This is a genomic window from Streptomyces rectiverticillatus (assembly GCF_013394065.1).
Classification (GTDB): domain Bacteria; phylum Actinomycetota; class Actinomycetes; order Streptomycetales; family Streptomycetaceae; genus Streptomyces; species Streptomyces rectiverticillatus.
In genome coordinates this window covers 2,821,274-2,845,946 of the sequence record NZ_CP040752.1, presented here as the reverse complement: position 1 = coordinate 2,845,946, position 24,673 = coordinate 2,821,274, and the positions used below count along the sequence as shown (strand labels likewise).

The 24,673-nt window shown below is 74.3% G+C and carries 19 protein-coding genes and 1 other RNA gene; 14 read left to right on the top strand and 6 right to left on the bottom strand.

The window, feature by feature from the left end; genetic code table 11:
* Position 1: 1 nt before the first annotated feature.
* Both FGW37_RS12255 and FGW37_RS12250 read right to left on the bottom strand, forming a co-directional pair.
* Positions 2-1,372, bottom strand: coding sequence for an ABC transporter substrate-binding protein (locus tag FGW37_RS12255; protein WP_179081099.1), 1,371 nt, complete (start codon positions 1,370-1,372; stop codon positions 2-4).
* Positions 1,373-1,552: 180 nt separating this feature from the next.
* On the bottom strand, positions 1,553-5,914 hold the full coding sequence (locus tag FGW37_RS12250) for an FtsK/SpoIIIE domain-containing protein (protein WP_246430363.1): 4,362 nt from the start codon (positions 5,912-5,914) through the stop codon (positions 1,553-1,555).
* A gap of 574 nt (positions 5,915-6,488) precedes the next feature.
* On the opposite strand from FGW37_RS12250, the gene FGW37_RS12240 reads away from it, so the two are divergent.
* From FGW37_RS12240 to FGW37_RS12225, 4 genes are all read left to right on the top strand, one after another.
* Entirely contained in the window at positions 6,489-8,354 is a 1,866-nt protein-coding gene (locus FGW37_RS12240) for a serine/threonine-protein kinase (protein ID WP_179081098.1), read from the top strand.
* Positions 8,355-8,496: 142 nt separating this feature from the next.
* The gene (locus FGW37_RS12235; protein ID WP_179081097.1) at positions 8,497-9,765 is read left to right on the top strand and encodes a serine/threonine-protein kinase; all 1,269 of its coding nucleotides are present in this window, start codon (positions 8,497-8,499) and stop codon (positions 9,763-9,765) included.
* 750 nt (positions 9,766-10,515) lie between these two features.
* Positions 10,516-11,622, top strand: a complete 1,107-nt coding sequence (prfB, locus tag FGW37_RS12230; protein ID WP_179081096.1) for a peptide chain release factor 2 — start codon at positions 10,516-10,518, stop codon at positions 11,620-11,622.
* Between the two features lie 242 nt (positions 11,623-11,864).
* Positions 11,865-12,959 carry a hypothetical protein gene (locus tag FGW37_RS12225; RefSeq protein ID WP_179081095.1) on the top strand — a complete coding sequence of 365 codons (1,095 nt, stop codon included), beginning with the start codon at positions 11,865-11,867 and terminating at the stop codon, positions 12,957-12,959.
* Between the two features lie 121 nt (positions 12,960-13,080).
* Here FGW37_RS12225 and FGW37_RS12220 read toward each other — a convergent pair whose 3' ends face one another.
* Entirely contained in the window at positions 13,081-13,275 is a 195-nt protein-coding gene (locus FGW37_RS12220) for a hypothetical protein (RefSeq protein ID WP_058044226.1), read from the bottom strand.
* Between the two features lie 256 nt (positions 13,276-13,531).
* Between FGW37_RS12220 and ftsE the strand changes: the two genes are divergently transcribed.
* From ftsE to FGW37_RS12190, 6 genes are all read left to right on the top strand, one after another.
* Positions 13,532-14,221 carry a cell division ATP-binding protein FtsE gene (gene ftsE, locus FGW37_RS12215; protein WP_058044227.1) on the top strand — a complete coding sequence of 230 codons (690 nt, stop codon included), beginning with the start codon at positions 13,532-13,534 and terminating at the stop codon, positions 14,219-14,221.
* Positions 14,222-14,230: 9 nt separating this feature from the next.
* Positions 14,231-15,145: a permease-like cell division protein FtsX gene (ftsX, locus tag FGW37_RS12210; RefSeq protein ID WP_058044228.1), complete on the top strand. Its 915-nt coding sequence runs from the start codon at positions 14,231-14,233 to the stop codon at positions 15,143-15,145.
* Positions 15,146-15,212: 67 nt separating this feature from the next.
* Positions 15,213-16,454, top strand: a complete 1,242-nt coding sequence (locus FGW37_RS12205) for a S41 family peptidase (protein WP_179081094.1) — start codon at positions 15,213-15,215, stop codon at positions 16,452-16,454.
* 18 nt (positions 16,455-16,472) lie between these two features.
* The gene (smpB, locus tag FGW37_RS12200) at positions 16,473-16,979 is read left to right on the top strand and encodes an SsrA-binding protein SmpB (RefSeq protein WP_179081093.1); all 507 of its coding nucleotides are present in this window, start codon (positions 16,473-16,475) and stop codon (positions 16,977-16,979) included.
* A gap of 112 nt (positions 16,980-17,091) precedes the next feature.
* Positions 17,092-17,461, top strand: a transfer-messenger RNA (tmRNA) gene (gene ssrA, locus FGW37_RS12195).
* Between the two features lie 139 nt (positions 17,462-17,600).
* Positions 17,601-18,791, top strand: a complete 1,191-nt coding sequence (locus FGW37_RS12190; RefSeq protein ID WP_425506644.1) for a hypothetical protein — start codon at positions 17,601-17,603, stop codon at positions 18,789-18,791.
* Here FGW37_RS12190 and FGW37_RS12185 read toward each other — a convergent pair.
* Positions 18,769-20,010 carry an MFS transporter gene (locus FGW37_RS12185; RefSeq protein ID WP_179081091.1) on the bottom strand — a complete coding sequence of 414 codons (1,242 nt, stop codon included), beginning with the start codon at positions 20,008-20,010 and terminating at the stop codon, positions 18,769-18,771. The genes FGW37_RS12190 and FGW37_RS12185 overlap by 23 nt on opposite strands.
* A gap of 85 nt (positions 20,011-20,095) precedes the next feature.
* Between FGW37_RS12185 and FGW37_RS12180 the strand changes: the two genes are divergently transcribed.
* Entirely contained in the window at positions 20,096-21,055 is a 960-nt protein-coding gene (locus FGW37_RS12180; protein ID WP_179081090.1) for a LysR family transcriptional regulator, read from the top strand.
* A gap of 541 nt (positions 21,056-21,596) precedes the next feature.
* Complete coding sequence (locus tag FGW37_RS12175; RefSeq protein WP_425506519.1) at positions 21,597-22,184, top strand: CGNR zinc finger domain-containing protein; 588 nt, start codon at positions 21,597-21,599, stop codon at positions 22,182-22,184.
* On the opposite strand, the gene FGW37_RS12170 is transcribed toward FGW37_RS12175, so the two are convergent.
* Together FGW37_RS12170 and FGW37_RS33290 are read right to left on the bottom strand one after the other, a co-directional pair.
* On the bottom strand, positions 22,171-22,782 hold the full coding sequence (locus FGW37_RS12170; protein WP_246430773.1) for a DUF3455 domain-containing protein: 612 nt from the start codon (positions 22,780-22,782) through the stop codon (positions 22,171-22,173). The genes FGW37_RS12175 and FGW37_RS12170 overlap by 14 nt on opposite strands.
* Positions 22,746-22,988, bottom strand: coding sequence for a hypothetical protein (locus FGW37_RS33290; protein ID WP_246430894.1), 243 nt, complete (start codon positions 22,986-22,988; stop codon positions 22,746-22,748). Before FGW37_RS33290 ends, FGW37_RS12170 begins: the two co-directional genes overlap by 37 nt.
* 318 nt (positions 22,989-23,306) lie before the next feature.
* Here FGW37_RS33290 and FGW37_RS12165 point away from each other — a divergent pair, with 318 nt between their 5' ends.
* Together FGW37_RS12165 and FGW37_RS12160 are read left to right on the top strand one after the other, a co-directional pair.
* Positions 23,307-23,795: a sigma-70 family RNA polymerase sigma factor gene (locus tag FGW37_RS12165; RefSeq protein WP_246430772.1), complete on the top strand. Its 489-nt coding sequence runs from the start codon at positions 23,307-23,309 to the stop codon at positions 23,793-23,795.
* Positions 23,792-24,607: an anti-sigma factor family protein gene (locus FGW37_RS12160; RefSeq protein ID WP_179081086.1), complete on the top strand. Its 816-nt coding sequence runs from the start codon at positions 23,792-23,794 to the stop codon at positions 24,605-24,607. The genes FGW37_RS12165 and FGW37_RS12160 overlap by 4 nt, the downstream gene beginning before the upstream one ends.
* The last annotated feature ends 66 nt before the right edge of the window (positions 24,608-24,673 follow it).

The following is a 24,673-nucleotide window of genomic DNA, read 5'->3' as shown; positions in this document are numbered from 1 at the left end:
GTCAGCTCTTGAACGCCTTGGCCGCGTCGGACTCCAGCCGCTGCTGGGTGCCCGCCACGTCGCCGGGGTTCTTCAGGAAATCCTGGAGGTGCTTCCACTCGCCCTGGCCCGGCTTGCCGCCGAAGGAGGCGGGGGCCAGGTCGGACATGTCGAAGCGGAAGTCGTCGCCCGCGGCGACCACGGCCCTGGCGATGGAACGGAGCACGTCGTCGGGATAGGCGTCGAGGGCGAGGTTCCTGTTGGCGGACAGGAAGCCGCCCCGCCCGGCCCACACCTGCGCCGCGTCGGCCGAGGCGAGGAAGGTCAGCAGCGCCTGCGCGGCCGGGCCGTCCTTCAGGGCCACGCCCACGTCGCCGCCGGTCACCACCGGCGCCTTCGCCCCCACCGCGGGGAAGGGGAAGACCTTGGCCTCCTTGCCGATCCGCGCCCCGGCCCCGGTGACGTTGGCCGCCGCGAAGTCGCCCTCGAAGACCATGGCCGCCTTCGGCTCCTCCCCGCCGGTGAACGTCTGGGAGACCGAGGTGGGGAACTGCGTCTGGATCGCCCCCGCGTTGCCGTCCGCCAGCAGGCCCTTCCCGCCGAAGAGCCGGCCGAGCGCCGTCAGGGCGTCCTTCACGGACGGGTCCGTCCACGGAATCCGGTGCTGCGCCAGCTGGTCGTACTTCTCCGGGCCCGCCTGGGAGAGGTAGACGTTCTCGAACCAGTCGGTGAGCGTCCAGCCGTCCGCCCCGCCCACCGAGACCGGCGGGATGCCGTAGTCCGCGATCAGCTGCGCGGTGCGCAGGAACTCCGGCCAGGTCTTCGGCTCCTTCGCCCCGGCCCCGTCGAAGACCTTCGTGTTGTACCAGACCAGGGACTTGTTGCTGACCTTGAAGTAGACGCCGTAGCGCTTGCCCTCGTACGAGCCGAGCTCCTGCCACCCCTTGGTGAAGTTCTTGTCCAGCTCGGCCGCCGCCTCGCCGCCGAGCGGCTTGAGCCAGCCCTTCTGCGCGAACTCGCGCAGTGCCCCGGGCTGTTGCAGCATGGCCACGTCGGGCGGGTCGCCGCCCGCGATCTTCGAGCCGACGAAGGCGGACATGTCGTCGCCGCTGGGCACGTAGGCCACCTGGGCGCCCGTGCGCCGGGAGAACTCCTCCAGGACCTTGGCGAAGCCCTTCTGCTCGGCGCCCGTCCAGACCGCCGTCACCTTGAGCTTCTGCCCGTTCAGCTTGGGCAGTCGCACGGTGTGCCGGATCACGTCCGACGTCGGTCTGCCGCTGTCCGGCGCGCCGCCGCCGTCACCGCAACCCGCGGCCGACAGGGCGAGGGTCCCGGCCGCGAGGAGCGCCAGAGCGCTGCGCGCCCCGCGCACCGAACGAAGCGAAGTCCGCATTGCCGCCCCTCCCGTACGAGCTCCCCGCCGACGCCCCCGCGCCGCACGTCACCGCGGCCCGCGGTCGTCTCCCGTGCGACAGGTCTACGCCCGGTCACCGGCCGCCGCAATACCGTCTTCGCCGTCAACTCGGTGATCGTGACCGGGCTGTGATGGGCCGTCACGGGCGCACGGGAGCACTCAGAGCAGCGGTGGCGCCGCCTCCGCTCCCGCCGACTGCGCGGCGCGCTGCAACGCGCTCGCGAGCAACGCCAGGTCCGTCGGGCCGTTGCCCAGCTCGCGCACGGGGCGGCGGGTGGGCGGGTCGCCCATGCGTTGCCAGTCCACCGTCACGACCGTCGGGCGGAGCGTCGCCGTCCGCGGGATGCGGCCCGTCACCCGGCCCGCCTGGAACGGCGTCGTCACGTCGTCGTCCGGCCGCATCAGCCGGCCGCGGCCCGGAGCGGGCTCGCCCGCGCCGCTCCCGTCGCCCGGCGTGCCGTCCGCCGACGGCGGCGCGATCTCCAGCGTCGCGCGCAGCCCGGCCCGCTCGACCGCAGCCGTGTCGGCCGTACGATCCGGGCGACCCGACGCCGCCACCAGGTGGACGCCCAGCCGCTCGCCGTCCCGGGCCACCGCCTCCAGCGCCCGCACGACCGAACCCGCCGCCGGGCGGCCCGTACTGCCCAGGGCGGGGGCGACCAGGGCGTCGAAGTCGTCCACCAGCACCACCAGGCGCGGCAGGGCCGTCCGGGCCGTGAGCGACGGGCCGTCCTTCTGCGTACGCAGCTTGAGCGTCCCCGTCGGCAGGGAGTCCAGGTCGCCGGAGCCCTCCGCCGGGCGGCGGGGCGCGACCGCCTGCACGGCGGACGCGGCGGCCTGCTGGGTGTGCCACGCGGTGAAGTCCAGCCGCCCCAGCAGCTCCGCGCGGCGCTTGAGCTCCGAGGTCAGCGCCTGGGCGAACTCCCGCATACGCACCGGATCCGCGGCCGCCAGATACGTCGAGACGTGCGGCAGGTCCGTGCACAGCCGCAGGCCCTCGCCCCGCTCCGCGCCCGCGCCGTCCACCAGGACGAGCGAGAGCCGGTCGGGCCGGTCGGCCGCCGCCAGCGACGCGGCGAGCGAGCGCAGCAGCTCGGTCTTGCCGCTGCCCGGACAGCCCTCCACCAGCAGGTGCGGACCGTCCGCCGCCAGGTCCACCGACAGCGGGCCGTGCGGGCCCGCGCCGAGCACGGCCACGGCGCGGCCGCCGGGGCGCATGCCGCGGTCCGTTGCCGCCGCCCAGCGGGCCGTCAGCGAGGCGGGCGTCGCGCGCGCCAGGCCCAACTCGTCCAGCAGGCGCGCGCTCCGCGGGAGCGCCGCCGCCACCCGCGCGGCCGCGCCGTGCAGCGCGCCGTCCGCCATCCGCAGCGGCGCCAGCGCCCGCGCGAACCGCTCGGCCCACGCGCGCGAAACCGCGTCGACGGCCGCGATCACGGCCGGACCGGTCGGCGCCTCGCCCCCGCCCGCGGCCCCGCCCCCGGCCGGCGCCCGGTCGATCACCTGCACCACCGTGGCGACGTCACCGCTCAGCAGCGCCACCGCACCGCAGTACGGGAACGCCGGGGACGCCGTACGGGCCGTGGCCAGCGTCGACGGCACCGGGGACGCCGGCGTCGTCGCCGGGGCGTCCGCCAGGCACACCAGGTGGATGCCCGCCGCGGGACCGCCCACCGCCAGCCGCCCGACCGTCTCCCGCAGCTCCGCCGAACCGGGGTCGCCGTCCACGATCACCACCGTGTACGGGCCCGCGTGGCGCTCGGCCGCGGCCGCCACCGCCGCCGGGGCCGCCGCCGGCCAGTGCGGGCCCAGCGGGCCCTCGTCCAGGCGGCGCACCAGCTCCGCGGTGCGGGCCGCGGCCTGCTCGCGGTCGTAGGCGACCAGCAGCCGGCAGTCCTGCCCCCGCACCGGGCGCAGCTGCGGCAGCCAGCCCAGCCAGGACCACTCCGCCAGCCGCTCCTCGACCGGGCGCGCCCGGTCCGCGCTGATCAGCACGAACTCCAGGGACGCGGGGGCGTGCAGCGCCGCCAGCTGGGCCAGCACGGAGCGGGCCAGCGCGGACAGCCGCCCGCGCGGCCCGGCGAGCCCCAGCGAACCGGCCTCGCGCAGCCCGACCGTCACCGGCACGGAGGGCAGCAGGGCGCCGCTCTCCGGCGCGTGCCGGTCGGCCGTGCCCAGCCGTACGGTCAGCAGGTCCGGGTGGTCCGGGCCACGCTCCCACAGGCGGGGGCCCGGGCCCAGCGCCGTCAGCAGCACCGACGCGGGGTCGGGCCAGCGCTCGCGCAGCGCGGCGGCCTCGGCGCGGGCCCGGTCCGCGGCGCCGGGATCGTCGCGGCCGTCACCCCACTCGTCCTCGCCCGCTCCCCGGCCCCCGCTCCGGCCGCCGGTGAGCCGCCGGGCCCATGCACCTATGCCCCGGCCCCGGGGGCGCTTGCCGGCTTCGCCGGCCTGTCCGGTTTCGGGGCCGCCGGGGTTGCCGTGGCCGGCGTGGCCGTCGTGGACACCCGGGCCGCCCGCGGAACCGCCGGGCCGTCCCGGGGCGTGGCGGCCGGCCTCGCCGGCCCGGTTCGCGTGACCGGAACCATCCGGCTGACCCGGCTGACCGTACGGGGCGTCCGGGCCGGCCTGTCCGGGCAGGCCGGAGCCGCCCGGCCGACCCGGGTACGCACGCTGCCCGGGCAGCCCAGGCTGCTCCGCGGCACCGTCTCCGCCGCCCGCGGGGTACGGCCCGGCCCAGCCCGGCTGTCCCGGCGCGCCGGCCGTGCTTCCCGCGCCGTACGCGTGCGTGCCGAGGTCCTGGCTTGTTCCGCCGGAGTGCCCCGGCTGCTCCGCGGCACCGGCTCCACCGCCCGCGGCGTACGGCCCGGCCCAGCCCGGTTGTCCTGCCGCACCGGCTCCGCTTCCCGCGCCGTACGCGTGCGTGCCGGAGCCCTGGCCCGTTCCGCCGGCCTGACCCGTCCAGTCCGCCCGGCCTGCCGCGTCTCGCGCCCCGTGCGGGCCCGTGTCGCCGTCCCGGGCCGTCCCGCCGGTCCCACCGGCCCAGCCCGGCTGTCCCGCCGCGCCGGCCCCGCTTCCCGTGCCGTACGCGTGCGTGCCGAGGTCCTGGCTTGTTCCGCCGGAGTGCCCCGGCTGCTCCGCGGCACCGGCTCCGCCGCCCGCGGGGTACGGCCCGGCCCAGCCCGGCTGTCCTGCCGCGCCGGTTCCGCTTCCCGTGCCGTACGCGTGCGTGCCGGAGCCTTGGCCCGACCCGCCGGCCCCACCGGCTTGCCCTGTCCAGCCCGCCCGGCCCGCCGCGTCTCGCGCCCCATGCGGGCCCGCCTCGCCGTCGCGGGCCGTCCCGTCGGCCCGGTTCGGCTGACCCGCCGCACCCGCCCCGCCTCTCGCGCCGTACGCGTCCGTGCCGCCGTCGTCGTAGGACGTCCTGCGGGGCTCGCCCGCCCGGCTCGGCCGGTCCGTCGTGGCCGCCGGTTCTCCGGCCGCGTACGGGGCCGCGGCGCCGTCCCGGGCCGTGCCGCCGGTCTCGCCGGGCCGTGCTGACGCGCCTCTCGCTCCGTAGGCGTCCGTCCCGGCGGCCTCTGCCGTCCCGCCCGGCCGGGCGGGACGGCCCGGTACCGGCGCTCCCGACGGCCCCGGCTGGGCCGGGACGCGGACCGACAGGCCGCCCGCGCCCGCGTCCCGCAGCGGGAAACCGCGGCCCCCGTGCGTCACCGGCTCCTCGTGGCCGGGGTTCGCGTCGGCCGCCGGGCTCGCCGGCGCGCCCAGCCAGGCGCCGCGGACCGGCGGGGCGACCGCGCCCGTCGGGGTCGCGGGGCCCGCGACCGGCAGGCCGCCGCCGACGCGCAGGTGGCCCTCGCCGTCGGGGGCGGCCGGAAGGACGCGCGGGGAAGCGTCGTCCGCGGCGTGCAGGCTCAGCACCGACTCGCCCACCCGCAGCAGCTCCCCGGCGGGGAACCGCACCGGCTCCTCGCCGACCGGTTCGCCCGCGAGGGCGGTGCCGTTGGTGGAGCCCAGGTCGCGCAAGGTGACCGTGCCGTCGTCGTGGAGGACGACGGCGCAGTGCAGCCGGGAGACGTCGGGGTCGTCGAGGGGGATGTCGGCCGTGGCGGAGCGCCCCACGTGCACCTCGCCGCCGTGCAGCAGGTGCACGCCGCCCGCGTCGGGCCCGGAGACGACGTGCAGCCGCGCCGCGGCCTCGGGCAGGCCGGACAGCAGCACGCCCGCGTGCTCCTCCGGGTCGGCCGGGGCGCACAGGGACAGCACGGCGCCGTCGATCAGGGGCGGCTCGCCGAGCGCGGTGCGCTGCGGGTCGAGCCGCTCGGCCCCGGCGTAGACCACGACGGCCCCGGTGCCGAGGTCGGAGCCGGCCGCGGCCATGGCGGCGGCCAGCCCGCTGGTCACCCCGGCCAGCGCGGTCCCCGCGGGGGCGGTCACCAGCACGTCGCAGGCGCACTTCGCGGCGGGCGCGGCGGGCGCGGTGGTGTGGTGGCCGCTGAGCGGCCCGAGGACGGTCAGCCTGATCTGCATCGCCGTCAACGGTCCCTTCTGCCCCGTGCGCGGGCGGGGGGCAGGAGGCCTCACGCGGCCTTCCCCCACCGTGCACGGGCGCGTCGGCACGTACAGGTCACCACGTCACGCGGGACGTACCGGAAGCACCGGCCCCGCCCCTCCGCATCGTGCTGCGAGCATCCTCGCACCTGCCGGTGACGACGCGCCCGGCGACAGCCAATTCGTGATCTTGAACGACCGCCGGAGGGTGCGAAGGAAGCGGAAGGTGATCGAATCGTTCCGTGGTCATCTCATGATCGGTTCGTAGGGCGTCCGTTTTCGAACGCCTCGTACAGAGTTTCTTTCGGGCAGGGGGGCCGCCAGGAGGGCCGCAGGACGCGCCGTCCCAGGCCTTCCGCACGCCCCTGAGCAGCCCGCACGCGCCGCCCGTGCGCCGCGTGGCAACCAACCGCCCGCTCCCCGCGTCTTCCCATCAGCCCCTCGGATTCGGCAAACCGGAGGTCCGTACAGCGGCACTACAGTGGGCTGAAGGCCGGGCACGACAGAGGCCATCGCAAAGCATGACGACGATGACGATCAGGGAGCGCATGACGTGCGGCCGGTAGGCAGCAAGTACCTGCTCGAGGAGGTGCTCGGTCGCGGAGCGACCGGCACCGTCTGGCGAGCGCGCCAGCGGGAGGCCGCGGGCGCCGAGGCCGCCGTGGCCGGGCAGCCCGGCGAGACCGTCGCGATCAAGGTGCTCAAGGAGGAGCTCGCCAACGACGCGGACGTCGTGATGCGCTTCCTGCGCGAGCGCTCCGTCCTCCTCCGGCTCACCCACCCCAACATCGTCCGCACCCGCGACCTCGTCGTCGAGGGCGATCTGCTCGCCCTGGTCATGGACCTCGTCGACGGCCCGGACCTGCACCGCTACCTGCGCGACAACGGGCCCTTCACCCCGGTCGCCGCGGCGCTCCTCACCGCCCAGATCGCCGACGCGCTCGCCGTGAGCCACGCCGACGGCATCGTCCACCGGGACCTCAAGCCCGCCAACGTCCTCCTGCGGAGCGACGGCGGCCAGATGCACCCGATGCTCACCGACTTCGGCATCGCGCGCCTCGCGGACTCCCCGGGCCTGACCCGCACCCACGAATTCGTCGGCACGCCCGCCTACGTGGCGCCCGAGTCCGCCGAAGGCCGCCCGCAGACCTCCGCCGTCGACATCTACGGCGCCGGCATCCTGCTCTACGAGCTGGTCACCGGCCGCCCGCCGTTCGCGGGCGCGACCGCGCTCGAAGTGCTCCACCAGCACCTCAGCTCCGAGCCGCGCCGCCCCACCACCGTTCCCGAGCCGCTGTGGACGGTCATCGAGCGCTGCCTGCGCAAGCGTCCCGAGGAGCGCCCGAGCGCGGAGAACCTGGCCCGGGCCCTGCGCGTCGTCGCCGCGGGTGTCGGCGTGCACGCCTCCCCGGCGCAGGCCGAGGCCGCCCTCGGCGTCGCCGCGCTGCTCGCGCCCGACCCGGAGCCGGCGCTCGTGCCCGGCACCGGCACCGGCGTGGGCCCCGGCCAGGGATCCGGCCCCGGCTCGGGTGACGCCGACCCCACCCAGGTGCTGCCGTCGACGGCGGGCTCCCCGGGGGCCCCGGGCTCCTACGACCCGAACGCCGCCACCAGCCTCCTGCCGAGCACCTCCGCCGGCGGCAACGGCCCCGACGCCGACGCCGACGCCACCCGCGTCATGCCCGCCGGTTCCGGCCCCGGCGGCGCCGACCCGACCCGCGCCATGCCGCCCGTCCCGCCGCTGCCCCCGGAGGGCGACGGCGCCCACCCCTGGCAGACCCAGCTGCGGGCCGCCCGCGACCGCAACGACCAGACCCAGGTGCAGTACCTCGACCCGAGCGAGGACCCGCTGCGCCGCCGCCCCCAGCGGCGGCCCGGACAGCCGCAGCCGCAGCAGCCCCCGCAGCCGCCCCGGGGCGGACAGGGCTACGGGCAGCAGGGTTACGGGCAGCAGGGCTACGGCGGGCAGTACGCCCCTCAGCCGCATCAGGGGCACCAGCCCCCGCCCCCGCAGCACTACACCCAGCCGCCGCAGTCGTACGCGCCGCAGCAGCCCCAGCAGCCGCAGCCGCAGCAGCCTGCGCCCCGCAGACGGCAGCGGCAGCAGCCCCAGCCGCGCTACCAGCAGCCCCCGGCGCCTCAGCCTCAGCCGCAGCCGTACGCCCCCGAGCCGCCGGCCCCGCGCCGGGAGCCGCGGCCGCCGCGGCAGCGCAGTGCGAACCCGATGCGGATCCCCGGGCTCGGCTGCCTCAAGGGCTGCCTGTTCCTCATCGTCATCCTGGTGATCGGTTCCTGGTGCATCTGGGAATTCACCCCCTTGAAGGACTGGGTCGCCGACGGCAAGAGCTTCTGGGACGCGACCTGGGACTGGGTCACCGACGTCAAGGACTGGATCTCGGGGCTCGCCTCCAACAAGTGACACCGGTGGCACGGATGTCACCGGTGTCACCGATGTCATCGATTTGTCGACACCCGACGGGCGTTTTACACCTCGGGGGTGAGCGTTGGCAGTAGCTTGGTCGCCAGCGCGCCTGTCGGAGACGAGGAGTCGGGGAACAGTCTTGGCACGGAAGATCGGCAGCCGGTACACCGCCCACCAGGTCCTCGGCCGGGGCAGCGCCGGCACGGTGTGGCTCGGCGAGGGGCCCGAGGGCCCGGTCGCCATCAAGCTCCTGCGGGAGGATCTCGCCTCCGACCAGGAGCTCGTCGGCCGGTTCGTCCAGGAGCGCGCCGCGCTCCTCGGACTCGACCACCCGCACGTGGTCGGCGTTCGCGACCTGGTGGTCGACGGCGCCGACCTCGCGCTCGTCATGGACCTCATCCGGGGCACGGACCTGCGCACCCGGCTCGACCGCGAGCGGCGGCTCGCGCCCGAGGCCGCGGTCGCCATCGTCGCCGACGTCGCCGAGGGCCTCGCCGCCGCCCACGCGGCCGGCATCGTCCACCGCGACGTCAAGCCCGAGAACGTCCTGCTCGACATGCAGGGCCCCCTCGGGCCCGGCGGTGCGCACCCCGCGCTGCTCACCGACTTCGGTATCGCCCGGCTCGTGGACGCACCCCGGCCCGCCCGGGAAGGCCGCGGGCCCGGCCCGCGCAGCGTCATCGGCACGCCCGACTACCTCGCCCCCGAGATCATCGAGGGGCTGCCGCCGCGCGCCTCCGTCGACGTCTACGCCCTGGCCACGGTCCTCTACGAGCTGCTGGCCGGCTTCACGCCCTTCGGCGGCGGACACCCCGGCGCCGTGCTCCGGCGGCACGTCACCGAGACCGTGGCCCCGCTGCCCGGCATCCCCGACGAGCTGTGGCAGCTCGTCGTCCAGTGCCTCGCCAAGGGGCCCGCGTCCCGGCTGCGCGCCTCCGAGCTCGCGGCGCGGCTGCGGGAGCTGCTGCCCGGGCTCGCCGGCATACCGCCCCTCGACATCGACGAACCCGACGACGACGGCGCCGCGGCGACCGCCGAGGGCGCGGACGCGCCGCAGGACGGGGCCGCTGCGCCGGTCGCCGCACGGCGGCGCGGGGTCGTGCCGCTCGTGCCGGGCGCCGTCGCGGACTCCAGCCGGGACACCCACACGAGCATGCGCGTGCCCACGCCGGCCGAGCTCGCGGGCGGCGCCCACGGGACCGCCCGCGCACCCCGCGCGGCCGGCCAGCGCCGCGCCGGCTCGGCCCGCCACCGCTCCGCCGCCGAACAGCGCCGCCGCCGCATCCGCCTCGGGGCGGCAGCGGTGGCCCTGGCAGCGGCCGCGGGCGTCGGCGGCTGGTTCGCCACGGCGGACCACGACGCCCCCGACGCGAAACCGGGCATCCACCACCCGGACTCAAAACGCTGACCCCTCGCAGCGGGGTCGCGCCCCGGAAGGCACCGATCGGCCCTCCGCCCGGGGCCGGGGACTGTTCAATACCGCCGGATTCCGGGGCGGGGCTTGATCGCCGTGGCGGCGGAAGGGGTTGTTGCGCGGGGCCGCGGTCGGCCGCGGGCGCGCGGGTCTGCCAGGGGGTACGCGCCTTGCCTTGCGGCGGCGCCGCATCAAGATCCGCCGCAACGGCGCCCGGCCATCGCGGCGCAGCCCGGCGGTGCCGGTCGGGCCTTCGCCTGTGGCCGGGGACTGTTCAATACCGCCGGATTCCGGGGCGGGGCTTGATCGCCGTGGCGGCGGAAGGGGTTGTTGCGCGGGGCCGCGGTCGGCCGCGGGCGCGCGGGTCTGCCAGGGGGTACGCGCCTTGCGCTTCGGCGATGCCGCATCAAGATCCGCCGCAACGGCGCCCGGCCATCGCGGCCCGGCGGTGCCGGTCGGGCCTTCGCCTGTGGCCGGGGACTGTTCAATACCGCCGGATTCCGGGGCGGGGCTTGATCGCCGTGGCGGCGGAAGGGGTGCTCGGGACTGCCAGGGGCGTACCCGCGGTGCCGTATCAAGATCCGCCGCAGCGGCGCCCGGCCATCGCGGCGCGGCCCGGCGGTGCCGGGCAGGGCTCTGTCCGGGCCCGGGCCGGACCGGTCTTCGGCCCGGTCGGGGCTGGTGATAAGGCCCCATCGGGGCCTTGAGGGCGGGGAAGCGCGGCGCAGCCGTTAGGCTGGGTGCGTGGCAGTCGTTGATGTATCCGAAGAGCTGAAGTCCCTCTCCTCGACCATGGGGTCGATCGAGGCCGTCCTGGACCTCGACAGGATGAGGGCTGACATCGCCGTGCTCGAGGAGCAGGCGGCCGCCCCGTCCCTGTGGGACGACCCGGAGGCGGCGCAGAAGATCACGAGTCAGCTGTCGCACCTCCAGGCGGAGCTGCGCAAGACCGAGACCCTGCGCGGCCGCATCGACGACCTCGGGGTGCTCTTCGAGCTCGCCGAGGCCGAGGACGACGCCGACACGCAGGCCGAGGCCGAGGCCGAGCTCGCCTCGGTCCGCAAGGCGCTGGACGAGATGGAGGTCCGCACCCTCCTCTCCGGCGAGTACGACGCCCGCGAGGCCCTCGTCAACATCCGCGCCGAGGCCGGCGGCGTCGACGCCTCCGACTTCGCGGAGCGCCTGCAGCGCATGTACCTGCGCTGGGCCGAGCGCCACGGCTACTCGAGCGAGATCTACGAGACCTCCTACGCGGAAGAGGCCGGCATCAAGTCGACCACCTTCGTCGTCAAGGCCCCGTACGCCTACGGCACGCTCTCCGTCGAGCAGGGCACCCACCGCCTCGTGCGCATCTCGCCCTTCGACAACCAGGGCCGCCGCCAGACCTCCTTCGCGGGTGTCGAGGTGCTGCCGGTCGTCGAGCAGTCCGACCACGTGGAGATCGACGAGTCCGAGCTGCGCGTCGACGTGTACCGCGCATCGGGCCCCGGCGGCCAGGGCGTCAACACGACCGACTCCGCGGTCCGGATCACGCACATCCCGACCGGCATCGTCGTCTCCTGCCAGAACGAGCGCTCCCAGATCCAGAACAAGGCGAGCGCCATGAACGTCCTCCAGGCCAAGCTCCTCGAGCGCCGCCGCCAGGAGGAGCAGGCCAAGATGGACGCGCTCAAGGGCGACGGCGGCAACTCCTGGGGCAACCAGATGCGTTCGTACGTCCTGCACCCGTACCAGATGGTCAAGGACCTCCGCACCGAGTTCGAGGTCGGCAACCCGACCGCCGTCCTCGACGGCGACATCGACGGGTTCCTCGAGGCCGGTATCCGCTGGCGCAAGCAGCAGGAGAAGTAACCTCAAGCACCCCCATAGCCGGACATCATGCCCGTAACCGGCTTGACGCTGCGTCAAAAACTGGCAAGGCTGGCGCGCGGCACGCGTAGCACTGGGGCGCGTGTGGCGGGGGCAAGCGGACCGGTCGACAGCGCCGCCGATTTCGAGCGGCAGGCCGGCCGGCTGTGCCAGGCCTTTCAGAGCGCCACCGCCCCGTGCAGAGCTGCTCCAATGACGAGTTAGCTACTGGGGGTAGCAGGCATATGACGAAGAAGACGCGACTGCGTGTCGCGCGCATAGCCGCCGGCGCAGTGGTCGCCGCGGGCGCTTCGCTGACTGCCGCCGGCGCGGCATCGGCCGCCGGCGTCAACGTCCAGGTCGCGGGTGTCGGCGTGAAGGCGGGCGTCCACAGCGTCGCCTCGCCCGACGACCCCGACCAGATCCCGCAGCCGCCCACCTCGGGCGGCACCACGGGCACCACCGGCACCACCGGCACGACCGGTTCCACCGGCACCACGGGCTCCACCGGTACCACCGGATCCACTGGTACCACCGGATCCACTGGTACCACCGGATCCACGGGTACCACCGGCTCTACGGGTTCTACGGGCTCCACTGGCAGCGTCGGCGGCGGCTCGGGCGAGACCACCGGCAGCTCGGGCACCACCGGTTCCACCGGCACTACCGGTTCCACCGGCACCACGGGTTCCACCGGCACGACCGGTGAGACCGGCAGCACTGGCTCGACCGGCACCACGGGCTCTACGGGTTCCACGGGCTCGACGGGCAGCACCGGCACCACGGGCAGCACCGGCTCCACCGGCACCACGGGTTCCACGGGCTCGACCGGCTCCACGGGCAGCACGGGTTCGACCGGTTCGACCGGTTCGACCGGCTCCACCGGTGAGACCGGCAGCACCGGCTCGACCGGCACCACGGGCTCTACGGGTTCCACGGGCTCTACGGGTTCCACCGGCTCGACCGGTGCCACGGGCTCTACAGGCAGCACCGGCTCCACCGGCAGCACCGGCTCCACCGGCGGTGGCGAAGGCAGCACGGGCGGCGACCAGAGCGGCACCGCCGCCACGGGCGGCTCCGGCTCCGGCGGTGGCAGTGACTCCGGCGATCAGGGCAAGGTCTGCCCGGTCGACACCAGCAGCAATTGCGGCAACAACGCCGACCCGGACAGCGCGGGCAGCAAGCCCGTGCAGCAGGCCAAGCCGAAGGAGCAGCTGGCCGAGACCGGTGCCTCGCAGACCGGCTTCCTGGTGATCGGTGCCGCGACGATGATCGCGGGCGGTGTCGGCTTCCGGCTGCTGCCCCGCCTCATGACCCGCAGCGCGGGCGCGGCGGCCTGACCTCAGGCGTAAACGCCGGGCACGTAGGTGTGCAGGTGTGCAGGGTGTGCAAAGGGCCCGGAGCGCTCAGCGCTCCGGGCCCTCGTGCATCATTCCGGCGAGTCCGCACGTGACCGTGGGACTACCCGGCGAATCCGTGTGCGAGCACGGCCACCGCCACCAGCGCCACCAGCAGGGCGATCAGCGCTGCAGGGGTCAGGCCGGCGAAGACGCCTTCCTGGTGCTGCAGCCGCTCCCTGCTGGCCCGGCACACCGGGCAGCGGCCCTCACTGACGGGGGCCGCGCAGTTGGCGCACACCAGTCGGTCGCATGTCATGCGATCTCCTCCTCCGGTACGTCCAACGCGCGGGAGAGCCGAGCGGTTCCCCCTACCACTGTGCCAGCTCCCGCGCCGAACGGCGCGTGCGGGCCGATTGTCCTCGTTTTGTCCCCGAACATGTCGGTAATAAACGCGCCGACCCCCTGTGCTGCCTGCGCGTGCACGGCTCGTTCGCGTATGGTCACGCACACCGAACGGAAGCCGCCCCCGCGGCGGTCCGTGCCCCCTATCCAGGTCGACGCGTGGTGCACTCGTGATCCGATTCGACAACGTCTCCAAGTCCTACCCGAAGCAGAACCGTCCGGCGCTCCGTGACGTCTCGCTCGAGATCGAGAAAGGCGAGTTCGTCTTCCTGGTCGGGTCCTCGGGTTCCGGCAAGTCCACCTTCCTGAGGCTGCTGCTCCGCGAGGAGCGCGCGAGCACCGGGCAGGTGCACGTGCTGGGCAAGGACCTGGCCCGGCTGTCCAACTGGAAGGTGCCCCAGATGCGCCGCCAGCTGGGCACGGTCTTCCAGGACTTCCGGCTGCTGCCCAACAAGACCGTCAGCGAGAACGTCGCCTTCGCGCTGGAGGTGATCGGCAAGCCCCGCGGGGAGATCAGGAAGGCCGTCCCGCAGGTGCTGGAGCTGGTGGGGCTGGGCGGCAAGGAGGACCGCAGGCCGGGCGAGCTCTCCGGCGGTGAGCAGCAGCGCGTGGCGATCGCCAGGGCGTTCGTCAACCGCCCGATGCTGCTGATCGCCGACGAGCCGACGGGCAACCTCGACCCGCAGACCTCGGTGGGCATCATGAAGCTGCTCGACCGGATCAACCGGACCGGGACCACGGTCATCATGGCCACCCACGACCAGCAGATCGTGGACCAGATGCGCAAGCGCGTCATCGAATTGGAAAAGGGACGCCTCGTACGCGACCAGTCGCGCGGCGTGTACGGCTACCAGCACTGAAAGGACGCCATGCGCGCCCAGTTCGTCCTCTCGGAGATCGGCGTCGGTCTCCGCCGCAATCTCACGATGACCTTCGCGGTGATCGTCTCCGTAGCCCTCTCCCTGGCCCTCTTCGGCGGGTCCCTGCTCATGCGCGAGCAGGCGAGCACGATGAAGGGCTACTGGTACGACAAGGTCAACGTCTCCATCTATCTCTGCAACAAGACCGACGCGGAGTCCTTCCCCTCCTGTGCCAAGGGAGCGGCCACGGAGGACCAGAAGAAGGAGATCCGCGCCGATCTGGAGAAGATGAGCGTCGTCCAGAAGGTCGAGTTCGAGACGGCCGACGAGGCGTACAAGCACTACAAGGAGCAGTTCGACAAGAAGTCGCCGATCGCGGGCTTCGTCACGCCGGACCAGATGCAGGAGTCCTTCCGCGTCAAGCTCAAGGACCCCACCAAGTTCGAGGTCATCTCGACCGCCTTCTCGCAGCGCCCGGGCGTGCAGATGGTGCAGGACCAGAAGGACGTCCTGTCCAATCTGTTCAACCTGGTCAACGGCATGAACTACGCGGCGCTCGGTGTGATGGCCCTGATGCTGGTCGTGGCGCTGATGCTGATCGTCAACACCGTCCGGGTGTCCGCGTTCAGCCGCCGCCGGGAGACCGGGATCATGCGGCTGGTCGGTGCGTCCAGCTTCTACATCCAGATCCCGTTCATCATGGAGGCGGCCTTCGCCGGGCTGCTGGGCGCGGGCCTCGCGTGCGTGCTGCTGGTCAGCGGCCACTACTTCCTGGTGAACAACTGGCTGGTCGACCAGATCGACCTCATCCAGTTCATCGGCTGGGACGCGGTGCTGGCCAAGCTCCCGCTGGTGCTCGCGATCGGGCTGCTGATGCCCGCACTGGCGGCGTTCGCGGCGCTGCGTAAGTACCTCAAGGTGTGACGTGCGCCAAGGGTGCCGTACGGTCAACTCCCCGTACAGCGCGCCCTGGTGTCCTAGACTCACGCGCATGCCCGGCCCGTCGATGTTCCATCCGCAGCGCCGCGCCCGCCGGGGTGCCGCGCTGACGCTGGTCTTCGCGGGCGTGCTGGCCACCGGCGCCGCGGCCGGCTCCTGGACCCCGCAGGGACAGGACGGCCGGAAGGCGCCGGAGGCCCGCGCGGCCGCGCGCACCGCGGCGAGACCCGCGGACCGCGCCGTCGCCGATCCGGGCGGCGGCTCGGGCGCCCCCGTGGACCACGCGGAGGTCGAGGCCGCCGCGGCACAGGCCGTCGAGAACGGCCGGTCCGGCACCGAAGCCGCCGCCGAGGTCGTCGGCCGCAGCGGCGACCGCTGGAGCGCCGTCTACAGCGCCAGCGAGTACGAGGGCCTCGAGCGCGCCCTGGACGGCGCCTACATCGGGGTGGGCCTCTCCGCGCGGCGCGGCGGCGACGGCCGTACCGAGATCGACAGCGTGCGCCCCGGCAGCCCCGCGGACCGCGCCGGCCTCCGCTCCGGCGACCGGCTGCGCACCGTCGACGGAGCGCCCGCCGACGACCGTCCCGTCACCGACGTCATCGCCCTGCTGCGGGGTGACGGCACGGCCCGCTCCGCCCCCGGCACGCCCGTGCGGATCGAGGTCGAGCGCGCAGGGCGCAGCTGGGCGCGCACGCTGTACCGGGAGCGGCTGGCCACCGAGAGCGTGAGCGCCGAGCACCTCGTCCGCGGCGAGGTCGCGGCCCTGAGGATCAAGGTCGGTTCGTTCACCCGGGGCACCGGCGACCAGGTGCGTGCGGCGGCCGCGGCGGCGCAGCCCGGCGAGGGCATCCTGCTGGACCTGCGGGGGAACCCGGGCGGCCTGGTCGGCGAGGCGGTGCGGGCCGCCTCCGCCTTCCTCGACGGCGGGCTCGTCGCCACCTACGACGTGCACGGCAGCCAGCGCTCCCTGGAGGCGCGGGCCGGTACGGTGACCGCCCTGCCGCTCGTCGTCCTGGTCGACGGCGGCACGATGAGCGCGGCCGAGCTGCTGGCGGGCGCCCTGCAGGACCGCGGCCGAGCCGTCGTCGTCGGCTCGCGGACCTTCGGCAAGGGCTCCGTGCAGATGCCGAGCCGGCTCGCGGACGGCTCGGTCGCCGAGCTCACCGTCGGCCACTACCGCACCCCCGCAGGCCGCGCCGTCGACGGCCGGGGCATCGCCCCGGACCTGCTGGTCCACGGCGACGCCGAGGAGCGGGCCCGCACAGTATTGAGTGGCCTCGGGGGCGGGTCCTAGTGCGAGAATGGCGGCGCTATGGCTAAGACAGAGAAGAAAGAGACGGGGCGCAAGCTCGTCGCGCAGAACAAGAAGGCGCGGCACGACTACCACATCCTGACCACCTACGAGTGCGGCATGGTGCTGACGGGTACGGAGGTCAAGTCGCTGCGGCAGGGCCGGGCCTCGCTGGTCGACGGCTTCGTGCAGATCGACGGTGGTGAGGCGTGGCTGCACAACGTCCACGTTCCCGAGTACTCCCAGGGCACGTGGACCAACCACAGCGCCCGGCGCAAGCGGAAGCTGCTGATGCACCGGGCCGAGATCGACAAGCTCGCGTCCAAGGCGCAGGAGAGCGGTCACACGATCGTGCCGCTCGCCCTGTACTTCAAGGACGGCCGGGCCAAGGTCGAGATCGCCCTCGCCAAGGGCAAGAAGGAGTACGACAAGCGGCAGACCCTGCGGGAGAAGCAGGACGTGCGCGAGTCGAACCGGGCCATCGCGGCGGCGCGCCGCCGGCAGCGGGCGTCCGCCGCGCGGGGCTAGCGGACCGTACGGAGCCGGCGGCAGTAATACGCTGGCACGGTCGTACGTCGGTCACGTACGATGGAGACAGCACACGGGGTGGTACCCGGTGCGCAGATTGAAAAATCAACATGGGGATGATCGGTTTCGACAGCGGATGTCGAAGCAGGGGAAGCGAGCCGAGGAAGCGGCAATGATCTCGTAAACCATATGTCGCAACCAATAATCGCCAACACCAAGCGCGATTCCTTCGCCCTCGCTGCCTAAGTAGCGACTTGCGAAGTGTCAGCCCGGGGCTGTTCCCGACCCGGATCCTGGCATCAGCTAGGGAACTAAACCACTAGGCCCGGTCACGGGGCCGAGTGGGAAATCAAACAGTGACTGAGCCCGTCGGAGACTTGTCCGCGTGATCTCCGGGGCCGAGAAAATCGCAGCGGACTGCGCTCGGAGAAGCCCTGATTCTGCACCGTTGGACGCGGGTTCGATTCCCGCCATCTCCACTCATCCCATGTAGGCGAAAGCCCCTGGTCTCCTGACCAGGGGCTTTCGTCGTGCTTGGTGCCGACGGGCAACCGATCGGCCTTCACCGCCCTCTTTCCTGGTGACGCTCCATGGCGAGGGGGTGGTGGCCCGGTGAACCGGATGCGCACGGCGGTGGCCGCCGTGCTGGCCGCGGGGGCCCTGTGGCTCGCCGGCGGTGCCGGCCCGGCCTCCGCCGACGAGGCTGACGGCGGTGGCGACGGTGACGGCGGGGTGCACCTGCTGCTCAACAGCGCCTACGACAACCGCCCGGGCGAGCTCGTCGACATAGAGGTGCAGGGGATCCGCACGCCGGGTGACGTCACCGTCTTCTCGCCCGTTTTCCCGCGCCCCGTCCGCCTCGCCCTCCGCGACGACGGCCACCACGCCCGCCCGGCCATCGCGATGACCACCGAGCCGGGCACGTACCCGCTGACGGTCCGGGCCGGCGGCCGGGTCGTGGCCGAGGAGCGCGTCGAGGTGAAGCCGTCGGAGCGGCCCAGCTTCTCGGTGACCTCGCCCGGCGAGGTACTGCGGCCGGGGGAGCGGCTGTGGATGTCGTACGACGGTCTGTACCCGGGCGAGACCGGACGCTCCTTCGCCGTCTCCTCGCCCGCCTTCCGCGCGCCGGTGCGGCTCGCGCACGATCCGTCGAGCACGGACTGGAACAACCCGCGGCTGTTCTCCGGTGCGGCCGAGCTGCCGCCGGGCACCCGCGACGGTACGTACAAGGTCACGCTGTACGGGCCGGGCGGCCGCGTCGTCGACGAGAAGCCGCTGGTCGTCCGCGCCGCACGGCCCGGTGACCGCGACTACGTGGGGCGCGCCCGCGGGCCGGCGTTCTTCGGCGCCTCGGGCGGGACCGGCCCGGAGGCCGCCCGCACCCGCGGTCACCGGGTCCCGGCGGGCGGCACCGTCAACGTCCTGTGGCGCGACCGCTCGCCCGACCCGGGGGAGGAGGAGCGGCTGACGGCCACCTCGCCGGCCTTCGAGCGACCGGTGCGGCTGCGGCGCGACGACAGCAAGGCGGCGGACGGGGACGACCCCCGCTACTTCGCGCCCGCGCGGATCCGGCGGGGGCTCGCCCCGGGAAGTTACGCGGTCACCGTGGCCAGCCACCACGGGCGGGTGACGAAGGTCGCGAAGCTGCAGGTCACCGCGGCGGCCGGGGGCACGGCCGGCCGGGGCGCCGAGGGTCCGGGAGGCTCCGGGGTGTCCGGGACGACGGTGGCGTACGTGGCGGGCGGTACGACGGCCGGGGTGCTGGCGGCCGCGGGGCTGGGCGTGCTGCTCAGGCGGCGGGCCGCACGGTGAGGGCGGGCCGCCCCGCGAGCGCCCGCCGGCCCGCCGTCGCCGCGAGCAGCGCGGTCGCCGCAGCCCCCGCCGGCACCGCGTAGCCCGTGGTCCCCAGGTGCTCGACGGCCCAGCCGCCTGCCGCCGATCCCGCCGCTATGCCTGTGAGCAGTCCTGTCACGGCCAGCGTCATGCCTTCGTTCAGGCTGCCCGGCGGGGTCAGGCCCTGGACCAGGTTCATGCCCGTGACCATGGTGGGCGCCGTCGCCATGCCGGCCAGGAGCAGCGCGACCGCGAGGAGCGGCAGCCCGCCGCCCGCCGCCGTCGTCAGGAGCGGCAGCAGCGCCAGGGCGGCCATCGCGGCCAGGCAGCGCGGGAAGCGGGCGGCCGCGGGGGACGACGGGCGCGTCAGTCCGTAGAGCAGGCCCGCCGCGCACGAACCCGCCGCCTGTAGTGCCAGGACGGCCCCCGCGGCCGCGCGGTGGCCCTGAGCGTCGGCGAAACCGATGGTCACCACCTCCAGCGAGCCGAACAGCGCGCCCGTGCAGACGAAGACGACCAGGATCGCGACCAGCCCGCGGTTGCCCCGCAGGGGGGAGGTCCGGCGCAGGGGCACGGCGGATATGGGGGGTTCGGTGCGCTTCTGGGCTGCGAAGAGCACCGCGCCCGTCAGGAACATCAGCGCGGCGGCGAGCGTGCCCGCCTCGGGGAAGAGGGACGTGCACAGGAACGTCGCGAGGACCGGTCCGAGCATGAAGCACGCCTCGTCCGCGGCCTGTTCGAAGGCGTTCGCGGTGTGCAGGGCGGCCGGGTCGGCGCGCAGGAGGTGCGCCCAGCGGGCGCGGGACATCCCGCCCGTGTTGGGGGTGGTCGCGGTTGCCGCGTATGCCGCGAACAGGGTCCAGGCGGGGGCGTCGAAGTGCACGCACAGGACCAGGGACAGCGAGCCCAGGGCGGCGAACGCGGCCGCCGGCACGGTGACGCGGGCCTGCCCGTGACGGTCCACGAGCCTGGCCGTCCACGGGCCGGCCAGCGCCGTCGCGGCGAGGCCCGTCGCGGTGACGGCACCGGCCAGCGCGTACGAACCGCGCTCGGCGGAGATCATCATCACGGCGCCGACGCCGAACATGCCCATGGGCAGCCGGGCGAGCAGGTTCCACGCCGTGAAGGCGCGGGTGCCGGGGAGGGCGAACAGGCGGGCGTAGGGGTTGGAGCGGGGCGAGGGGGTGGGGGTGGGCATGGGCCTCAGCCTCGCGGCGCCCGGGCCATGTGGTCCAACACCCGATCACTCGCCATTCACGCACTTCTGTTGTTGACTGCCGGGCGTGCCCTACGACATAGAACCGCGCCTGCTGCGCACCTTCGTCGCCGTGGCCGAGGAACTGCACTTCACCCGTGCCGCCACCCGGCTGTTCACCGCCCAGCAGGCGCTCAGCCGCGACGTCCGCCGGCTCGAAGCGCGCCTGGGCAGCGAGCTGTTCGCCCGCACGACGCGGCAGGTCACGCTCACCGCGGAGGGGGCGCGGTTGCTGCCGTACGCCCGGCGGGTGCTCGCCGCCCACGACGAACTCGACGCCGCCTGGGCGCGCGAGGAACGGCCGCTGATCGTGGACTGCGCGGCCACGGTCGGCACCGGGTACCGGGTCCTGACCGCCGCGCGGCAGGCCGCGCCCGAACACGAGCTCGTGGCCCGCTTCCACAGCGGGCTCACCGGCGCCGCCGGGGAGATCCTCGCGGGGCGGCTCGACGTCTCCTTCGGGCGGATCGCGGGCCTCGACCCGGCCGTACGGGCGGAGCTGTCGCACTGCCCCGTGCGGTACGAGCCGATGGCCGTGCTCCTGCCCGCCGGGCACCGGCTGGCCGCCCTGCCCGAAGTGCCCCTGGACTCCCTCGCCGGCGAAACGCTCTACGCCGCCGCCGGCAACCCGGCCACCGCCGAGTGGACGGACCTCGCCGAGCGGCTCTTCGCGGGGCGGGGGATCGGCATCGCCGCGCCGTTCCCGGAGATCGAGGGGAAGGGGGAGTTCGTGCGGGTCGTACGGCGGCGGGGGTGGTCGGTGCTGGCGAGCGTGGAGTTCATCGAGGTCCCCGACATGGTGCTCCGCCCCCTCGTGGACCCCGTGCCGCTCTCACCCATCTCCATGGTCTGGCGCCGCGGCCTCCGCCACCCGGCGATGGCCGCGCTGCGGGTGGCGGCCACGACCCTGACGTCCCACCACGGCTGGCTGACCCGCCCACGGGGTTCGTGGCTACCGCGGCTGGATGAGGCCCTGATGACGACGTAACCACCAACCTCTACCTCCGCCGCGGCGGTGATCAGCCCCCACCGGGGTGTTCGGCGGTGCCGTACTGCCGGTGGTTCCGGCACCGCCGGGTGGCGCCGCGGGGGTTGTTCGCCGTTGCGGCGGGGGTTTGGGCCGGTGGCGGTGATGGTGGCGGCCGGGTGCCAGCAACGGTCGTTGCGGCGGGCGGCGGTGGCAGCGAACATATCGGGCTGCCGGCACCTACTTCCGCCGCGGCGGTGATCAGCCCCCACCGGGGTGTTCGGCGGTGCCGTACTGCCGGTGGTTCCGGCACCGCCGGGTGGCGCCGCGGGGGTTGTTCGCCGTTGCGGCGGGGGTTTGGGCCGGTGGCAACGATGCTGACGGCCGGGTGCCGGCGACCGTCGCCGCGGCGGTGGCAGCGAGCGTGGCCGGGCTGCCGGCAGTTTCTTCCGCCGCGGCGGTGATCGGCCCCCACCGGGGTGTCCGGCGGTGCCGTGCCGGCGAACTGCCCCCGGGGTGAGGGGTTTCACGGGCGCTTGCCGCGAGGCACTCTGGTGGGGTGGTGACGGGCTTCGCTGATCTGAGATTCGATGCCGGGCGGCTCTGTCTGGATCTGGTGGCCACGGTCGGCAGCCGGTTCGGTGTCGAGCCGGTCGACCGGCTCGACAACCCCGACCGGCTGCGCGACTGGCTCCTGGCCTCCGGCGCCGTGCCGCCCGGCACCCCCCTGACCGCCGTGGACGCCGCCTGGCTCGCCCGCGTCCGCTCGGTCCGCGGCCTGCTGCACCGGATCGTGCACGCCGAGGTGGACGGCCGCGCCGCCGACCCCGACCTGGAGCGGGTGAACGCCCTCGCCGCGACGGCGCCGCCCGCGCTGCGGGCCGTGCGGGCCGAGGACGGCACCCTGGTCCGTACGGTCGCCGCCGCGCCCGACTGCGGCGCCGTCGTGGGCCGGATCGCCCGTGACGCGGTGGAGCTGCTCACGGATCCGGCGGCGCGCGGGCAGCTGCGCCGGTGCGAGGGCGAGACGTGTTCCCTGGTCTACCTGGACACGTCCCGCGGCCGCCGGCGCCGCTGGTGCTCCAGCGAGGTGTGCGGCAACCGCGAGCGCGTGGCCCGCCACCGCCGCCGCGCGGTCAACGCGCGATGAAGACGTAGTCCGCCCGGTAGGGCACGGCCGCTTTGGGCTGCCGCTGCGGATCGCAGGGCCCGGCGAGGGCCACGCCGCCCCGCGTGTTCAGCCGCAGGATCTCCGTCGTGGAGGCGAGGACGCCGGTCCTCGCGCCCGACGGGGTCGCCCGCAGGCCGAGTTCGGGGATGTTCCCGTCCCCGTTGGGCGTCTTGGTGACGACCTTGCCGGTGACGGCGGAGCGGTCGGGCGCGATCCACTGCGGGTCGCCTCCGGGCCGTACGAAGGAGTGGGCGATGTCCCCGCCGAGCGTGGCGGAGACGCCCTCCTGGGTGAAGGCGAACCCGCCGCCGTCCTGCCGGGTGCACGCGTAGATCTGGCGGCCCTCGACGACGGACGCCTGCACGCTCTTCAGGGTGGCTTTCATGTCGGCTTTCGTGCCGGGTTTCCTGTCGAGCGGCTCGCTCAGCCGGTGTACCTGCCCCCGTACCGCACCGCCCGGGAATTCACCGGTGTGCAGGTTGAAGTAGAAGCCGTCCGGACCGGATTTCAGCGCGTCGAAGAGCTTCCGGTCGGTGACCTTCACCGTGCCGGTGGCGCTGCTCCGCCCGTCGGGCAGCTTCTTCGCGAAGAACGGGATCCGTACGTCGCCGTTCTCGCCGCGCCCGAGACGGCGGTGCCCTGCCGGCCGGACCCGCGGCCCGCCCCGCCGCCGCCCTCCCCGCCGTCCCCCGGCACCACCGCGAAGGCGATGCCGACCCCGGCGGCGACGGCCGCTGCGGTGGCGGTGAAGACGACGGCCCTGCGCTTGCCGAAACGGTTCACGGTGAACCTCCCCGTACGGAGCCGCTACCCCCTGCACCGGCTTCTCGGGCTGTCGTACGGGCCCGGTCCGTTCCCCCGTTCAGCCGGGGGCCGAGACCTGCATCACGCGCCCGCCGCTGAACGCCGCCGCCGTTCCGCCCGTATCCACGGCCGGAGGACGTCACGGGAGGACGTCATCGGAGGACGTCACCGGAAGGCCCCGGCCCGAACGGAGGCCACGCGCACTGACAGTGAACACCGACGCGCGCTATCGACCAGGGGGAAGGCTTGCGCAAGGATGCCGCCGTGGCTGACAGGACGAGTCCCGACGAGGCCCTGATGCGGGCGCTCTACGACGAGCACGCGGGCCCGCTCCTCGCCTTCGTCCTCCGGCTGGTGGACGGGGACCGCCAGCGCGCCGAGGACGTCGTCCAGGAGACGCTGCTGCGCGCGTGGCGCAACGCCGACCGGCTGCGCGGGTCCCCCGGCTCCGTACGGCCCTGGCTGGTGACCGTCGCCCGGCGCATCGTCATCGACAACCACCGCAGCCGGCAGGCGCGGCCGCGCGAGGTCGACCCCGGGCCGCTGGAACTCGTCCCGGCGGCCGACGAGATCGACCGGGCGCTGCGCCTGATGACCATCAACGACGCGCTGGGCGACCTGACGGAGGCGCACCGGGAGGCGCTGATCGAGACCTATTTCAGGGGACGTACGGTGAGCGAGGCGGCCGAGGTGCTGGGCGTGCCGGCGGGGACCGTGCGGTCCCGGGTCTTCTATGCACTGCGCTCGATGAAGCTCTCGCTCGAAGAACGGGGAGTGACGGCATGAACCGGCCGGCACCGGACCATGAGCAGCACACCGAGGTGGGCGCCTACGCCCTCGGCGTCCTCGACGAGGCGGACGCCGCCCGGTTCGAGGAGCACCTCGCCGGGTGCCCGCGGTGCGCCGCCGAGCTCGACGACCTGATGGGCCTGACCCCGCTCCTCGCGGACCTCAAGGAGTCCGCGCCCGGCCCGGAGGCCCTCGCGCCACGCCCGGACCCGGCGCTCCTCGACCGCCTGCTCGCCGGTGTCACGGCCACCCGCCGGGCGCAGCGCACCCGTCGCCTGTGCCTGGTCGCGGCCGCCGCCGCGCTGATCGTCGCGGGCCCGCTGGTGGGCGCCGCGGTCTTCTCCGAGGAGGCCCCGGACCACAGCGGTGTGAGCGCGGCCAAGCAGATGTACGAGGACGGCGAGAAGATCGGCGCGGTCGACCCGGTCACGAAGGTCGATGCGACGGTCTCGCTGCAGCCGAAGGCGTGGGGGACCCACGTGGCCCTCCGGCTCTCCCACGTCAGAGGCCCGCTGACCTGCGATCTCGTCGCCGTGGGCAAGGACGGGGAGCGGCAGACGGTGACGACGTGGGCGGTCCCGCCGGGCGGCTACGGCCTGGACGGGAACGACACGGGCAGCAAGGACGACAAGGGCGGCAAGGACGACAACGGCAGTAAGGATGATCAGGACAGCAAGGGCGACAAGGGTGGCAAATGGAGCAAGGAGCCGCTGTACACCCACGGCGGCGCCGCACTGAACCGGAGCGATATCTCCCGGTTCGAGGTGCGGACACTCGACGGCAAACTGCTCGCGACCGTCAAGGTGTGACCAAAAACCCTTCAACCCCGATGAAAACAGTCATGTACCGACAGGTGCGCTCAGTACCCCTGTTCG